Source organism: Pseudomonas sp. GM17 (assembly GCF_000282175.2).
Lineage (GTDB): Bacteria > Pseudomonadota > Gammaproteobacteria > Pseudomonadales > Pseudomonadaceae > Aquipseudomonas > Aquipseudomonas chlororaphis.
The window spans coordinates 1,388,186-1,403,452 of sequence record NZ_CP124732.1; the positions used below are offsets into that span (position 1 = coordinate 1,388,186).

A 15,267-nucleotide genomic window follows, 5' to 3' on the forward strand; every position below is an offset into this window, starting at 1 on the left:
CCTTCTCTACAATTGCGCCCCTTGCCGTTGCGGCAGGCGCATATGTGCCTATCTCTGAGGCAAGACACACAAGTGTCATTCACTCCTTGTCTGACCGCTTTTGAGCGGCAGGCTACAACCCGTAAGGAGCATTCATGCGTCATTACGAAATCATCTTTCTGGTCCACCCTGACCAGAGCGAGCAAGTCGGCGGCATGGTTGAGCGTTACACCAAGCTGATCGAAGAAGACGGCGGCAAAATCCACCGTCTGGAAGACTGGGGCCGTCGTCAACTGGCCTACGCAATCAACAATGTTCACAAGGCTCACTACGTGATGCTGAACGTTGAGTGCACCGGTAAAGCCCTGGCTGAGCTGGAAGACAACTTCCGTTACAACGATGCTGTGATCCGTAACCTGGTCATCCGTCGCGAAGAAGCCATCACTGGCCAATCCGAGATGCTCAAGGCTGAAGAGAACCGCAGTGAGCGCCGTGAGCGTCGTGACCGTCCTGAGCATTCTGACAGCGCCGATGGCGATGACAGCGATAACAGCGACGCCAGCGATAACGCTGACGAGTAATCCACGGACCTTTTGAGGAGCCAATTACATGGCACGTTTCTTCCGTCGTCGTAAATTCTGCCGCTTCACCGCTGAAGACGTGAAAGAGATCGATTACAAAGATCTCAACACTCTGAAAGCCTACGTATCCGAGACCGGCAAAATCGTTCCAAGCCGTATCACCGGTACCAAAGCTCGTTATCAGCGTCAGCTGGCCACCGCTATCAAGCGCGCCCGCTTCCTGGCCCTGCTGGCCTACACCGACAGCCACGGCCGCTGAGACCGGGCAGTCGACAAGTAGTAAGGGATTGAATGCATGCGCGCCTTAGCTGAGTTCATCATGCGCGGCCGTATGCAGGCCACTCTGGTAGTGGCCGGATGTGCGGCATTGCCGTTGTTGTATTGGTTGGGTGCTGCTGCGGGAAGCCTGGTGCTCCTGCGGCGCGGTTTGAGCGACGCCCTTGGTGTCCTCGTCCTGGGATTGCTGCCAGCATTGTTCTGGTGGCTGTATTCCGACGATCCACGCGCACTCATGGTGTTGCTCGGGTCTTCGGGCCTTGCGTTGGTTTTGCGCGCAAGCGAATCCTGGAACCGTGTGCTGCTGGTCAGCATAGCGCTGGGCCTGGTGTTTGCTGGAGTGCTGGGTGTGGCTTACCGCCCCCAGATCGAGATGCTCTCGCAGGAGTTGGTAAAAATCCTGCCGTTGGCCCTTGGTGATCTCTACCAGCAACTGTCGGTTGAAGAGCGGGCTCGTCTCGCCTCACTGATTGCACCGGTCCTGACCGGCCTGATTGCGGCTTTGTTGCAGGTCGTCAGTGTGCTGAGCCTGATTATCGGGCGCTACTGGCAGGCGTTGTTGTACAACCCGGGTGGTTTTGGGCGCGAGTTTCGCGCTATCAAGCTCCCGCTGGGACTGGCGATGTTGCTGCTGGCCTGCATGCTGCTGGGACCGAACCTCGGTCCACAGATGGCGATGCTGACGCCGTTGTGCAGCGTACCGCTGGTGTTCGCCGGGCTGGCCCTGATTCACGGGCTGGTGGCGCAAGGGCGACTGGCCAGGTTCTGGCTGGTGGGGTTGTACGTAACGCTGTTGCTGTTTATGCAGCTGATCTATCCGTTGCTCGTGGTGTTGGCCATAGTCGACAGCCTGATTGATTTTCGCGGTCGTTCGGCGCCGAAAGACGCCGATAACGGTCCTGCGAACGGTGAAGGTTAAAAGTTAAGAGGTTATTACCAAATGGAACTGATCCTGCTGGAAAAAATCGCCAACCTGGGCAACCTGGGCGATAAGGTAAACGTTAAGGCTGGTTACGGCCGTAACTACCTGCTGCCTTTCGGCAAAGCCACCGCTGCTACCGCTGCCAACCTGGCTGCGTTCGAAGCGCGTCGTGCCGAGCTGGAAAAACTGGCTGCAGAGAAAAAGGCTTCTGCCGAAACTCGCGCTGCCCAACTGGCTGAGCTGGAAGTGACTATCACTGCCACCGCTGGTGACGAAGGCAAGCTGTTCGGTTCGATCGGCACCCACGACATCGCTGATGCACTGACCGCCTCCGGCGTTGAAGTTGCAAAAAGCGAAGTTCGTCTGCCGAACGGCACCATCCGCAACGTAGGTGAATTCGACGTAGCCGTGCACCTGCACGCTGAAGTTGAAGCCACCGTACGCGTTGTCGTGGTAGCAGCTTAAGCAGTACTTGTCGGCTGGCACCCTCGGGAGCTAGCCGGTAACATCGGGCACGATCCTGTTTACAGGTCGTGCCCTTTGTCTTTCTGTACCCTCAGTTTTCAAACCCCTGCTTTTCCTAAAAAACCAAGTGGCCATGAACGATATCTCCGCTCCCGAGCAATACGATCTGCAAACCGCTGCCCTGAAGGTGCCGCCACATTCCATCGAGGCCGAACAGGCCGTGCTCGGTGGTCTGATGCTGGACAACAACGCCTGGGAGCGGGTGCTCGATCAAGTCTCCGACGGCGATTTCTATCGACATGACCACCGCCTGATCTTCCGTGCGATCGCCAAGCTGGCCGATCAGAACATGCCGATCGACGTCGTGACCCTGTCCGAGCAGTTGGACAAGGAAGGCCAGACGTCCCAGGTCGGCGGCCTGGGTTACCTGGGCGAACTGGCGAAGAACACGCCGTCGGTGGCCAACATCAAGGCCTATGCGCAGATCGTTCGCCAGCGCGCCACCCTGCGCCAGCTGATCGGCATCAGCACCGAGATCGCCGACAGCGCCTTCAACCCCGAAGGCCGCACCGCCGAAGAGATCCTCGACGAAGCCGAACGGCAGATCTTCCAGATCGCCGAAGCGCGTCCGAAGACCGGCGGTCCGGTGGGCGTCAACGAGTTGCTGACCAAGGCCATCGACCGCATCGACACCCTGTTCAACACCGACAACGCCATCACCGGCCTGTCCACCGGCTACACCGACCTCGATGAGAAGACCAGCGGCCTGCAGCCCGCCGACCTGATCATCGTCGCCGGTCGTCCGTCCATGGGTAAGACCACCTTTGCCATGAACCTGGTGGAAAACGCCGTACTGCGCAGCGACAAGGCGGTGCTGGTGTACTCCCTCGAGATGCCAGGCGAATCGCTGATCATGCGTATGCTGTCGTCCCTCGGCCGTATCGACCAGACCAAGGTGCGTTCCGGCCAGCTGGAAGACGACGACTGGCCGCGCCTGACCTCGGCGGTCAACCTGCTCAACGACCGCAAGCTGTTCATCGACGACACCGCCGGTATCAGCCCTTCGGAAATGCGCGCGCGGACCCGCCGCCTGGTGCGTGAGCACGGCGACATCGCCCTGATCATGATCGACTACCTGCAACTGATGCAGATCCCGGGTTCCAGCGGCGACAACCGGACCAACGAGATTTCCGAGATCTCCCGTTCCCTCAAGGCCCTGGCCAAGGAATTCAACTGCCCGGTAGTGGCCTTGTCCCAGCTCAACCGCTCCCTCGAGCAGCGCCCGAACAAGCGCCCGGTGAACTCCGACTTGCGGGAATCCGGAGCGATCGAGCAGGACGCCGACGTCATCATGTTCGTGTACCGGGACGAGGTGTATCACCCCGAGACCGAGCACAAGGGCATTGCCGAGATCATCATCGGCAAGCAGCGGAACGGCCCCATCGGCTTTATCCGCCTGGCGTTCATCGGCAAGTACACCCGCTTCGAGAACCTCGCGCCGGGCAGCTACAACTTCGACGACGACGAATAAACAGCCGTAGCCGCTGCCGCAGGCTGCGACAGAGGCCGCAGGGCCTTCGTTCGATGGGTGAGCGTTGCGTCTGCCGCGCAGCCGATCGCAGTCTGCGACAGCGGCCACAGGCCACCGATTTCCGACCATAGTCGTCGGAATTGGTTATTTTTTGTGCTATATTCCGCGCCCGCGAATTTCTCTGTAAATAAACGCGCCCTCATCTACACCTATACCGGTCATCGACATGCAAGCAGCCAAGCCGTTATTTGACTATCCCAAGTACTGGGCCGAATGTTTCGGACCGGCGCCGTTCCTGCCGATGAGCAGGGCGGAAATGGATCAGCTCGGCTGGGATTCCTGCGACATCATCATCGTCACCGGCGATGCCTACGTCGATCACCCGTCGTTCGGCATGGCGATCATCGGCCGGCTGCTGGAGTCCCAGGGCTTCCGCGTCGGGATCATCGCCCAGCCGAACTGGCAGTCCAAAGACGACTTCATGAAGCTCGGCGAGCCGAACCTGTTCTTCGGCGTCGCAGCCGGCAACATGGACTCGATGATCAACCGCTACACCGCGGACAAGAAAATCCGCTCCGACGACGCCTACACCCCGGGTGGCCTGGCGGGCAAGCGTCCGGACCGCGCCAGCCTGGTCTACAGCCAGCGCTGCAAGGAAGCCTACAAGCACGTGCCGATCGTCCTGGGCGGCATCGAAGCCTCCCTGCGCCGCATCGCCCACTACGACTACTGGCAGGACCGGGTGCGCAACTCGATCCTGATCGACGCCAGCGCCGACATCCTGCTCTACGGCAACGCCGAGCGGGCGATTGTCGAAGTCGCCCAGCGCCTGTCCTACGGGCACAAGATCGAAGACATCACCGACGTGCGCGGCACCGCGTTCATCCGCCGTGACACGCCGCAGGGCTGGTACGAAGTCGACTCCACGCGTATCGACCGTCCGGGCAAGATCGACAAGATCATCAACCCGTACGTCAACACCCAGGACACCCAGGCCTGTGCCATCGAGCAGGAAAAGGGCCCGGTCGAAGATCCCCAGGAAGCCAAGGTCGTGCAGATCCTGGCCAGCCCGAAGATGACCCGGGACAAGACCGTGATCCGCCTGCCGTCCATGGAAAAGGTGCGTAACGATCCGGTGCTCTACGCCCACGCCAACCGTGTGCTGCACCTGGAAACCAACCCGGGCAACGCCCGTGCGCTGGTGCAGAAACATGGCGAGATCGATGTCTGGTTCAACCCGCCGCCCATCCCGATGACCACCGAAGAGATGGACTACGTGTTCGGCATGCCGTATCAGCGCATCCCGCACCCGGCGTACGGCAAGGAGAAGATCCCGGCCTACGACATGATCCGTTTCTCGGTGAACATCATGCGTGGCTGCTTCGGTGGCTGCACCTTCTGCTCAATCACCGAGCACGAAGGGCGGATCATCCAGAACCGTTCCGAAGAGTCGATCATTCGCGAGATCGAAGAGATTCGCGACAAGGTTCCAGGTTTTACCGGGGTCATTTCCGACCTCGGCGGCCCGACCGCGAACATGTACCGCATCGCCTGCAAGAGCCCGGAAATCGAATCCGCGTGCCGCAAGCCGTCCTGCGTGTTCCCTGGCATCTGCCCGAACCTGAATACCGACCACTCGTCGCTGATCCAGCTGTATCGCAGCGCCCGCGCCTTGCCGGGGGTGAAGAAGATCCTGATCGCTTCCGGCCTGCGCTACGACCTCGCGGTCGAGTCGCCGGAGTACGTCAAGGAACTGGTGACCCACCACGTCGGTGGCTACCTGAAGATCGCCCCGGAACACACCGAGGAAGGTCCGCTCAACCAGATGATGAAGCCGGGCATCGGTAGCTACGACCGGTTCAAGCGGATGTTCGAGAAGTACTCCAAGGAAGCGGGCAAGGAGCAGTACCTGATTCCGTACTTCATCGCCGCGCACCCGGGCACCACCGACGAAGACATGATGAACCTGGCCCTGTGGCTCAAGGGCAATGGTTTCCGCGCCGACCAGGTGCAGGCGTTCTACCCGTCGCCGATGGCCACCGCCACCGCGATGTACCACTCGGGCAAGAACCCGCTGCGCAAGGTCACCTACAAGAGTGACGGGGTGACCATCGTCAAGAGCGAGGAGCAGCGTCGCCTGCACAAGGCGTTCCTGCGTTACCACGACCCGAAAGGCTGGCCGATGCTGCGTGAAGCGCTGACCCGCATGGGTCGCGCCGACCTGATCGGGCCGGGCAAGAACCAGTTGATTCCTTTGCATCAGCCGTCGACCGACAGCTACCAGAGCGCCCGTCGCAAGAACTCGACGCCGGCTGGCAGCCACAAAGTGGCCAAGGAAACCACCAAAATTCTCACCCAGCACACCGGCCTGCCTCCACGCGGCAGCGACGGTAGCAACCCGTGGGACAAGCGCGAACAGGCCAAGGCCGCCGCGATGGCCCGCAACAAGCAGGCCGCCAAGGAACGCACGGATGCGGCCAAGGGCAAAGGCAAGAAGCCGGCCCGCAAACCGGTCGTGCCCCGCTAAGGCCACTGCTGTACGGACCCAACGCCACAGACACAACGCCAACCCCAGGGTTGGCGTTGTGCATTTCGGCGTTCGGGTTTGTTAAGGTGCGCCCCCAGGATTGGCATCAACTCAAGGAAGAGCCGCGTGTTACGTCGCCGGAAACCCCCGCAACAACGGCAGGTCGAAGACCGGCTGCTACGCCTCAAGACCGCCGAATGGCTTGCCTGGCAGCCCTATGTGCGGCGTTTCGGGGTGATTCACATCGCGGTGATGATGACGACGGTCTTCAGCATCTCGCTGACCGCCGCGCAGGTGCCCCATCTGTATTTCCCCCGTGACTTCCAGGTCGCCAACTACGCCGCGATGGCCATGCTGGGCGCAGGCCTGCTGATGAGCCTGTGTTTCATGCTGGTGATCCGCGGCTACCCGCGTGGCGCCTGGGCCTTGTTCGGCGCGCTGGTGTTCTGCCTGGCATGCGCGCTGCTGGTCCTGCTGGACTCCCGCCAGCGACTGTTCCCGGCCTTTGTCCTGTGCATTCCCCTGGCCGGGCTGTACCTGATGAGCACCCGGCGCTACCAGCGCGGGCTCAAGGTGCTGCAAGTGGCGGCGCGCAAACGCCGGCGCCTGCAGCGACTCGAAGCCGGTCTGAAGCGGGTGCGCTGACCGCCGGTTACAGCCTGTCGCCACATTTATGTGCAACCCTGCGCACGCCGAAGCACGCGCCGCTCGCTTTTGGTGCTGTACTGCCCACAGCCGTTGGGGAAAGCCCCGGGACTGGTGCTCTGGCATAAGTCTTGCGCGCTTTCGTGTACGTTCAGGCCCGCAGGAGGCACGCCGTGTCGATCCATGTCGCATTGCACCATGTCACGCATTACCGCTACGACCGCGCGGTCGAACTTGGCCCACAGATCGTTCGCCTGCGTCCGGCGGCCCATAGCCGTACGCGGATTCTCTCCTATGCGCTGAAGGTTCAGCCCGAGCAGCACTTCATCAACTGGCAGCAGGACCCCCAGGGCAACTACCTGGCGCGCCTGGTCTTCCCGGAGAAGACCGACGAGCTGCGGATCGAAGTCGATCTGCTGGCGGAGATGGCAGTCTTCAATCCGTTCGATTTCTTCCTCGAGCCCTACGCCGAGAAAATCCCCTTCGCCTATGCCGCCGACGAGCAGCGCGAGCTGGCGCCTTACCTGGAAACCCTGCCGCTGACGCCGAAGTTCAAGGCCTACCTCGAGGGCATCGACCGCACGCCGATACCGGCGGTGGATTTCCTGGTGGCCCTGAACCAGCGCCTGAGCGAAGACATCGGCTACCTGATCCGCATGGAGCCCGGCGTGCAGACGCCGGAGCAGACCCTGGACAAGGCTTCCGGCTCCTGCCGCGACTCCGCCTGGCTGCTGGTGCAACTGCTGCGCAACCTGGGGCTGGCCGCGCGCTTTGTTTCCGGCTATCTGATCCAGCTGACCGCCGACGTCAAATCCCTCGACGGCCCGTCCGGCACCGAGGTCGACTTCACCGACCTGCACGCCTGGTGCGAGGTGTACTTGCCCGGCGCCGGCTGGATTGGCCTGGACGCCACTTCCGGGCTGTTTGCCGGGGAAGGGCATATCCCGTTGGCCTGCAGCCCCGATCCGTCCTCGGCGGCGCCGATCAGCGGCCTGGTAGAGCCTTGTGAATGCGAGTTCGGCCACGAGATGTCGGTGGAGCGGGTCTGGGAAGCGCCGCGGGTCACCAAGCCCTACACCGAGGAGCAATGGCTGGCGATCCAGGCCCTGGGCCGGCAGATCGATGCCGACCTGCTGGCAGGCGACGTGCGCCTGACCATGGGCGGCGAGCCGACCTTCGTCTCGATCGACGACCCGGATGGCGCCGAATGGAACACCGCGGCTCTCGGGCCGAACAAGCGCCGGTTGTCCGCCGAGCTGTTCCAGCGCCTGCGCAACCACTACGCGCCCAAGGGCCTGGTGCACTTCGGCCAGGGCAAGTGGTACCCGGGCGAGCAGTTGCCGCGCTGGTCGCTGAACTGCTACTGGCGCCGCGACGGCGTGCCGATCTGGCACAACGCCGCGCTGATTGCCGACGAGCATGAAGACTATGGCGCCGACAGCGAGCTGGCCGGGCGTTTCCTCGCCAGCGTCGCCGAACGCTTGAAGCTGCCCGCGCGCTTTGTATTCCCGGCCTACGAAGACAATTTCTACTACCTGTGGCGCGAAGGCACCTTGCCGCAGAACGTCAGCGCCGAGGATTCGCGGCTGGCGGACGAACTGGAGCGGGCGCGCCTGCGCAAGGTGTTCAGCCAGGGCCTGGACAAGGTCATCGGCCAGGTCCTGCCGCTGGCCCGTACCGCCAGGGGCGACCAGTGGCAGAGCGGCCGCTGGTACCTGCGCGATACCCACTGCCGGTTGATCCCGGGGGATTCGCCCCTGGGTTATCGCCTACCGTTGGCGTCCCAGCCCTGGGTGACGGCGGCGGAGTACCCCTATGTGCACCCCACCGACCCGAACCAGGACCTGCCCGAGCTGCCGGACAGCGCGCAGCTGCGTGAACACGGCGAAGCGGCCGAGGCCGATGAGCGGGTGCCGCAGATCGACCAGTCCGCCGACTGGCTGACCCGCACCGCGTTCTGCGCCGAGGCGCGGGGCGGGCGCTTGTACCTGTTCATGCCGCCCCTGGAGCGCCTGGAGGATTACCTGGAGCTGGTCAGCGCCATCGAGGCCACCGCCGAGGAGTTGCATTGCCCGGTGCTGCTGGAGGGCTACGAGCCGCCGAGCGATCCGCGCCTGAGCAACTTCCGCGTCACCCCCGATCCGGGCGTGATCGAGGTCAACGTGCAGCCGTCCGCCAGTTGGGACGAGCTGGTGGAGCGCACCGAATTCCTCTACGAGGAAGCCCGGCAGACCCGCCTGACCACCGAGAAATTCATGATCGACGGGCGCCATACCGGCACCGGCGGCGGCAACCACTTCGTATTGGGTGGCGCGACGCCGGCGGATTCGCCGTTCCTGCGCCGGCCGGACCTGTTGCGCAGCCTGATCAGCTACTGGCACAACCATCCGTCGTTGTCCTATCTGTTCTCCGGGCTGTTCATCGGCCCCACCTCCCAGGCACCGCGGGTCGACGAGGCGCGCAACGATGCGTTGTACGAGCTGGAAATCGCCTTCGCGCAGATGCCCGAACCGGGCGAGGAGTGCCCGCCCTGGCTGGTCGACCGGCTGCTGCGCAACCTGTTGATCGACGTCACCGGCAACACCCATCGCGCCGAGTTCTGCATCGACAAGCTGTACTCGCCGGATGGCGCGACAGGCCGCCTGGGCCTGCTGGAACTGCGCGCCTTTGAAATGCCGCCCCATGCGCGCATGAGCCTGGCCCAGCAATTGTTGCTGCGGGCCTTGGTGGCGCGCTTCTGGCGCGAGCCCTACGCACCGGCCAAGCTGGCGCGCTGGGGCACCGAACTGCACGACCGCTTCCTGTTGCCGCACTTCATCGAGCAGGACTTCGCCGATGTCATTGTCGAGCTCAACGCCGCCGGCTACCCGCTGCGCGCCGAGTGGTTCGCCGCGCACCTGGAGTTCCGTTTCCCCAAGGTTGGCGATTATGCGGTCGGCGGTGTCGAACTGGAGCTGCGCCAGGCCCTGGAGCCTTGGCACGTGTTGGGGGAGGAGGGCTCCGCTGGCGGCACGGTGCGTTATGTCGACTCATCGCTGGAGCGCTTGCAGGTCAAGCTCACCGGGCTGGCGCCGCAGCGCTACCTGTTGACCTGCAACGGTGTCGCGGTGCCGCTGCAGCCCACCGGGCGGGTCGGGGAGTTCGTCGCCGGCGTGCGCTATCGGGCCTGGCAGCCGTTCAACTGCCTGCAACCGACCATCCCGGTGCACGCACCGTTGGTGTTCGACCTGCTTGACACCTGGATGCAGCGTTCCCTGGGCGGTTGCCAATACCATGTGGCCCACCCGGGCGGGCGCAACTACGACAGCCTGCCGGTGAATGCCAACGAGGCCGAGAGCCGGCGCATGGCGCGCTTCTTCCGCCTGGGGCATAGCCCCGGCACCTTGTCGGTGCCGAGCCTGACGATCAACGACGAGTTGCCGATGACACTCGATTTGCGACGTTTCTAAAGCAGACGCGACGCCCGGATGTTTCGCATATCCGGGCGTCATGTGTCTGCGTTAATCTGACTTACCTTGCCGTCTGCCGAGCTTTCCATGCCTGACCTGCTTGACCACTACCCGCTGACGGCGGGTACCTACCACGAACTGCTCGACGCCAGCGGCGCGGTGCGCCCGCACTGGCGCCGGCTGTTCGACCAGTTGCAGCGCAGCACGCCAGCGCAGTTGATGCAGCGCCAGGCGCTGCTGACCCGGCAGATCCAGGAAAACGGCGTCACCTACAACGTCTATGCCGACCCCAAGGGCGCCGACCGGCCGTGGGAACTGGACCTGTTGCCCCATGTGATCGCCGCCGATGAATGGCAGCAGCTGTCCGCCGGGATCGCGCAGCGGGCACGTTTGCTCAATGCGGTACTGGCCGACCTGTACGGGCCCCAGCGGCTGATCAGCGAGGGCCTGCTGCCGGCCGAACTGGTCTTTGGCCATAACAACTTTCTCTGGCCGTGCCAGGGCATCCAGCCGCCGGATGGCGCCTTCCTGCACCTGTACGCGGTCGACCTGGCGCGCACCCCGGACGGGCGCTGGTGGGTCACCGCCGACCGTACCCAGGCGCCGTCCGGTGCCGGCTACGCCCTGGAAAACCGCATGATCGTGTCCCGGGCCTTTCCGGACCTGTACCGCGATCTGCAGGTGCAGCACCTGGCCGGGTTCTTCCGCACGCTGCAGGAAACCCTGGCCCGCCAGGCGCCCCGGGACGACGAAGTGCCACTGATCGTGCTGCTGACCCCGGGACGTTTCAACGAGAGCTATTTCGAGCACCTGTACCTGGCGCGCCAGCTCGGTTATCCGCTGGTGGAAGGCGGCGACCTGACGGTGCGCGACGCCACGGTCTACCTCAAGACCCTGAGCGGCCTGCGGCGGGTGCACGCGATCATGCGCCGGCTCGACGACGACTTCTGCGACCCGCTGGAACTGCGCACCGACTCGGCCCTCGGCGTGCCGGGGCTGCTGGAGGCGGTGCGGCAGGGGCGGGTGTTGGTGGCCAATGCCCTGGGCAGCGGCGTGCTGGAGTCGCCAGGCCTGCTGGGTTTCCTGCCGAAGATCAGCGAGCACTTGTTCGGCGAAAAACTGATTCTGCCTTCTGTCGCCACCTGGTGGTGCGGCGAGGCACCGGTGCTGGCCCAGGCCCTGGAGAAACTCCCGGAACTGCTGATCAAGCCGGCGTTCCCGTCCCAGAGCTTTGCCCCATTGTTCGGTCGCGACCTTTGCGAGAAAGAACGCCAGGCCCTGGCCGAACGCATGCGGGCGCGACCTTATGCCTATGTCGCCCAGGAGCTGGCGCAACTGTCCCAGGCGCCGGTCTGGCAGGCCGAGGACGGCCAGTTGCAACCGCGGGCCATCGGCATGCGGGTGTATGCCGTGGCCAGCCACGATGGTTACCGGGTACTGCCGGGCGGCTTGACCCGGGTGGCCGCCGAGGCCGATGCCGAGGTGGTATCGATGCAGCGCGGCGGCGCCAGCAAGGACACCTGGGTGCTGGGCGAACGTGCGCCCAGCGGCGAACAGTGGAAAGGCCAGCGGACCATCGGCGTGCATGAACTGGTGCGGCGCGATCCGTACCTGCCGTCGCGGGTGGTGGAAAACCTGTTCTGGTTCGGCCGTTACTGCGAGCGTTGCGATGGCAGTGCGCGGCTGTTGCGGATCATGCTGGCGCGCTATGTCGACGGCGATGACCCGCAGGCCTTGCAGGCGGCGGTCGAGCTGGGCGAAAGCCTGATGCTGCTGCCGGACGAAGGCGAACTGCCCGAGCGTTTGTTGGCGGCCCTGCTGGGGGACGACTGGTCCTTCAGCCTGCGCTCCAACCTGCAGCGCCTGCAGTGGGCGGCGTCCCAGGTGCGCGGCAAGCTTTCGCGGGAAAACTGGCAGGCGCTGGTGGAATTGCAGCGCGAAGCCTTGGCGCTGGAAGCCCGCGAGCCGGACTTCGGCGAGCTGCTGGACTTCCTCAACCGCCTGGTGATGTCCCTGGCGGCGCTGTCGGGCTTCGCCCTGGACGACATGACCCGCGACGAAGGCTGGCGCTTTTTGATGATTGGCCGGCGCATCGAGCGCCTGCAGTTTCTCAGCAGCAGCCTGGCGGCCTTCCTGCGCAGCGCCACCGCGTTCGACCAGGCCGGGCTGGAGTGGCTGCTGGAACTGGGCAACAGCAGCATCACCTACCGTTCCCGCTACCTGGCGGTGGCGCAGTTGATTCCGGTGCTCGACCTGTTGCTGCTCGACGAACAGAACCCTCATGCGGTGCTGTTCCAGCTGAAGCTGGTGACCCGGACCCTCAATCGCTTGAACGACGAGTTCGGCGTACCGCGCGAGGCCGGTTTGCCCAAGCTGGTGGGGCGTCTGGGGCGCTTCGACCTGGGCTGCCTGGAAAACCCGCTGTTCGGCGAGGCCAGCGTGCGGGCGGCGCTCGAAGGCCTGGCCGACCTGTTGCAGGAAATCGCCGATGCCAGCGGGCAGGTCTCCGACCGCCTGGCGCTGCGGCATTTCGCCCATGTCGACGATGTCAGCCAACGAACGGTATCCGTCTGATGAGCGCTCATTACCAGATCTTCCACGATACCCATTACCACTACGACAGCCCGGTTTCCCTGGCCCAGCAGTTGGCGCACCTGTGGCCGCGCGCCTGCGCCTGGCAGCATTGCAGCCAGCAGGAACTGCTGATCAGCCCCGACCCCACCACCCGCCGCGACGAGCTGGATGTGTTCGGCAATCCGCTGACCCGGCTGGCGTTCGAGCGCCCCCATGACGAATTGCTGGTCAATGCGCAGCTGACGGTGGAGGTGCTGGCCCGGCCTGCGCTGGATTTCACCCGTTCATTGCCCTGGGACGCCACCCGCAGTGCGCTGACCTACAGCAGCCGGCCGTTATCCGCGGCCTTGATGGAGGCGTGCCGTTACCGCTTCGAGTCGCCTTATGTGCACTTGAAGAAAAGCTTCGTCGAGTTCTCCGAAAGCTGTTTCCCCGCCGGGCGTCCGTTGTTGTTGGGGGTGCAAGCGTTGATGGAAAAGATCTTCAGCGAGTTCACCTTCGATGCCGAAGCCACCCAGGTGGCGACGCCGCTCGTGGAAGTGCTGGAGCGGCGGCGCGGGGTTTGCCAGGACTTCGCCCACCTGATGCTGGCGTGTTTACGTTCCCGTGGCTTGGCAGCGCGTTATGTCAGCGGCTACCTGCTGACCCAGCCGCCACCGGGGCAGCCACGCCTGATCGGCGCGGATGCCTCCCATGCCTGGGTTTCGGTGTTCTGCCCGGTGCTCGGCTGGGTGGATTTCGACCCGACCAACAACGTGCAGCCGGCGCTGGAGCACATCACCCTGGCCTGGGGCCGGGATTTTTCCGATGTGTCGCCGTTGCGCGGGGTGATTCTCGGCGGCGGCAGCCACGACCCGGAAGTGCGGGTGACGGTGATGCCGCTGAATGAACGGATCTCACTGTAGCCGCTGCCGCAGGCTGCGATAAGGTTCGCAGAACCTTCCAGCGGTCTAAAAAAACACGGCTGCTACGCGCCCGAGCGCAGCCTTCGGCAGCGGCTACAGGCTTTACAGGAGTTACTTATGTTCCCGGTATCGATCAAGGGCGTGCTGCAATCACCCGAGGGGCTGGTGGTGCTGATGCTCAACGAGCGTGACGAGTGGGAGCTGCCCGGCGGGCGGATCGAGCTGGGGGAGACGGCGCCGCAATGCCTGGCGCGGGAGATCGAGGAGGAGCTGGACGTGCGGGTGGCGGTGGGCGAGCCGCTGGATTCGTACCTGTTCGAAGTCATCCCCGGCAAGCATGTGTTTATCTCGACCTATCGCTGCCGGCTCCTGGGCGGTTTTGTGCCGACCGTCAGCCACGAGCACAAGGAAATCGGCCTGTTCGCGCCGGACCGACTACCGGCCAACTTGCCACAGGGTTATCGCGATTCGATTGTCAAAGCGTTGGGTATCCGAGGGTCGGCAACGGATGGCCGACCCCAGATCCCGAGGGCCTGATAGAGGTATCGGGCCTGGCGGGTCTCAGGCCTTGGGGGTCTGATCGTCTACTGCATCGGCGTTGTCGACGGCCACGTCGTCTTCTGTATCCGGGCTTGGTGCGCCGGCTTCTTCAGCGGCCGCTTTCTTGCGTTGCAGCTTTTCCTCTTTCTTCTGCTCCTTTGCCAGGTCTCGCTGACGTTTGGCGAAAGAGTAATTGGGTTTAGCCATGGGCGATCCTCTGGGGTCGAAGGTGAGGTTTGAGCGGCGCGTATTCTGCCTTGTATCGGGGCTCGGCGGTTAATCGGGTTTCTGCTCGGCCCATTTGGGGACTACCGTGGGTTGCCAGGTTTCCAGGGCTTGCAGCAGTTTGCGCGGCGATTCGCTCACCTGCAGCATGTCACGGTGCGGGGCGCGAACGAAGCCTTCGCCGACGATGTGATCGAGAAAACCCGTGAGCTTCTCGTAGAAGCCATTCACTTCCAGCAACCCCAGGGGCTTGGCGTGGTAACCCAACTGGCCCCAGGTCCAGACTTCGAACAATTCTTCCAGGGTACCCAGGCCGCCAGGCAGCGCGATAAAGGCGTCGCTCAACTCGGCCATGCGTGCCTTGCGGGCGTGCATGCCATCGACCACCTCCAGGCGCGTCAGGCCCGGATGGCCGATTTCCTTGTCCTTGAGGCTCTGGGGAATGATGCCGATGACTTCGCCGCCAGCCGCCAGGGCCGCGTCGGCGACTATGCCCATCAGGCCGACGGCGCCACCGCCATAGACCAGGGTCAGCTTGCGCTCGGCCAGCTGGCGCCCGAGGGCTTCGGCGGCCTCGCGGTAGGCCGGGTTGGTGCCAGTGCTGGCACCGCAGAACACGCATACAGACGCTAAAGACATGCCTTACTC

Annotated in this window: 13 protein-coding genes; 11 read left to right on the top strand and 2 right to left on the bottom strand. The window is 63.8% G+C overall.

Annotated features, from left to right (window positions below):
- Positions 1 to 134: 134 nt before the first annotated feature.
- The 11 genes from rpsF (at position 135) to PMI20_RS06240 (ending at position 14,391) form a co-directional block, all read left to right on the top strand.
- Entirely contained in the window at positions 135 to 560 is a 426-nt protein-coding gene (gene rpsF / locus PMI20_RS06190) for a 30S ribosomal protein S6 (RefSeq protein ID WP_007921481.1), read from the top strand.
- Between the two features lie 28 nt (positions 561 to 588).
- Positions 589 to 819 carry a 30S ribosomal protein S18 gene (gene rpsR, locus PMI20_RS06195; protein ID WP_002551829.1) on the top strand — a complete coding sequence of 77 codons (231 nt, stop codon included), beginning with the start codon at positions 589 to 591 and terminating at the stop codon, positions 817 to 819.
- A gap of 36 nt (positions 820 to 855) precedes the next feature.
- Positions 856 to 1,755, top strand: a complete 900-nt coding sequence (locus PMI20_RS06200) for a hypothetical protein (protein ID WP_007921482.1) — start codon at positions 856 to 858, stop codon at positions 1,753 to 1,755.
- A gap of 21 nt (positions 1,756 to 1,776) precedes the next feature.
- Positions 1,777 to 2,223: a 50S ribosomal protein L9 gene (gene rplI, locus PMI20_RS06205; RefSeq protein WP_007921484.1), complete on the top strand. Its 447-nt coding sequence runs from the start codon at positions 1,777 to 1,779 to the stop codon at positions 2,221 to 2,223.
- A gap of 133 nt (positions 2,224 to 2,356) precedes the next feature.
- Positions 2,357 to 3,754, top strand: a complete 1,398-nt coding sequence (gene dnaB / locus PMI20_RS06210) for a replicative DNA helicase (protein ID WP_007921486.1) — start codon at positions 2,357 to 2,359, stop codon at positions 3,752 to 3,754.
- Positions 3,755 to 3,980: 226 nt separating this feature from the next.
- Positions 3,981 to 6,281: a YgiQ family radical SAM protein gene (locus PMI20_RS06215; protein WP_007921487.1), complete on the top strand. Its 2,301-nt coding sequence runs from the start codon at positions 3,981 to 3,983 to the stop codon at positions 6,279 to 6,281.
- Positions 6,282 to 6,407: 126 nt separating this feature from the next.
- The gene (locus PMI20_RS06220; RefSeq protein WP_007921494.1) at positions 6,408 to 6,926 is read left to right on the top strand and encodes a hypothetical protein; all 519 of its coding nucleotides are present in this window, start codon (positions 6,408 to 6,410) and stop codon (positions 6,924 to 6,926) included.
- A gap of 173 nt (positions 6,927 to 7,099) precedes the next feature.
- Positions 7,100 to 10,375: a transglutaminase family protein gene (locus PMI20_RS06225; RefSeq protein WP_007921496.1), complete on the top strand. Its 3,276-nt coding sequence runs from the start codon at positions 7,100 to 7,102 to the stop codon at positions 10,373 to 10,375.
- A gap of 87 nt (positions 10,376 to 10,462) precedes the next feature.
- Positions 10,463 to 12,949, top strand: a complete 2,487-nt coding sequence (locus PMI20_RS06230; RefSeq protein WP_007921497.1) for a circularly permuted type 2 ATP-grasp protein — start codon at positions 10,463 to 10,465, stop codon at positions 12,947 to 12,949.
- The gene (locus PMI20_RS06235) at positions 12,949 to 13,854 is read left to right on the top strand and encodes a transglutaminase family protein (protein WP_007921501.1); all 906 of its coding nucleotides are present in this window, start codon (positions 12,949 to 12,951) and stop codon (positions 13,852 to 13,854) included. Before PMI20_RS06230 ends, PMI20_RS06235 begins: the two co-directional genes overlap by 1 nt.
- A gap of 117 nt (positions 13,855 to 13,971) precedes the next feature.
- Positions 13,972 to 14,391: an NUDIX hydrolase gene (locus PMI20_RS06240; RefSeq protein WP_007921503.1), complete on the top strand. Its 420-nt coding sequence runs from the start codon at positions 13,972 to 13,974 to the stop codon at positions 14,389 to 14,391.
- Between the two features lie 24 nt (positions 14,392 to 14,415).
- Here the strand turns inward: PMI20_RS06240 and PMI20_RS06245 are convergent, their stop codons facing one another.
- Together PMI20_RS06245 and PMI20_RS06250 are read right to left on the bottom strand one after the other, a co-directional pair.
- Positions 14,416 to 14,601: a hypothetical protein gene (locus PMI20_RS06245; RefSeq protein WP_007921504.1), complete on the bottom strand. Its 186-nt coding sequence runs from the start codon at positions 14,599 to 14,601 to the stop codon at positions 14,416 to 14,418.
- A 69-nt stretch (positions 14,602 to 14,670) separates the two neighbouring features.
- Positions 14,671 to 15,258, bottom strand: coding sequence for a cytokinin riboside 5'-monophosphate phosphoribohydrolase (locus PMI20_RS06250; protein ID WP_007921505.1), 588 nt, complete (start codon positions 15,256 to 15,258; stop codon positions 14,671 to 14,673).
- Between the last annotated feature and the right edge of the window lie 9 nt (positions 15,259 to 15,267).

Coding starts and splice junctions, on each gene's coding strand:
- PMI20_RS06200 (WP_007921482.1), top strand. CDS start 856: ATGCGCGCCTTAGCTGAGTTCATCATGCGCGGCCGTATGCAGGCCACT.
- PMI20_RS06245 (WP_007921504.1), bottom strand. CDS start 14,601: ATGGCTAAACCCAATTACTCTTTCGCCAAACGTCAGCGAGACCTGGCA.
- PMI20_RS06235 (WP_007921501.1), top strand. CDS start 12,949: ATGAGCGCTCATTACCAGATCTTCCACGATACCCATTACCACTACGAC.
- rpsR (WP_002551829.1), top strand. CDS start 589: ATGGCACGTTTCTTCCGTCGTCGTAAATTCTGCCGCTTCACCGCTGAA.
- PMI20_RS06230 (WP_007921497.1), top strand. CDS start 10,463: ATGCCTGACCTGCTTGACCACTACCCGCTGACGGCGGGTACCTACCAC.
- PMI20_RS06240 (WP_007921503.1), top strand. CDS start 13,972: ATGTTCCCGGTATCGATCAAGGGCGTGCTGCAATCACCCGAGGGGCTG.
- dnaB (WP_007921486.1), top strand. CDS start 2,357: ATGAACGATATCTCCGCTCCCGAGCAATACGATCTGCAAACCGCTGCC.
- rpsF (WP_007921481.1), top strand. CDS start 135: ATGCGTCATTACGAAATCATCTTTCTGGTCCACCCTGACCAGAGCGAG.
- rplI (WP_007921484.1), top strand. CDS start 1,777: ATGGAACTGATCCTGCTGGAAAAAATCGCCAACCTGGGCAACCTGGGC.
- PMI20_RS06215 (WP_007921487.1), top strand. CDS start 3,981: ATGCAAGCAGCCAAGCCGTTATTTGACTATCCCAAGTACTGGGCCGAA.
- PMI20_RS06250 (WP_007921505.1), bottom strand. CDS start 15,258: ATGTCTTTAGCGTCTGTATGCGTGTTCTGCGGTGCCAGCACTGGCACC.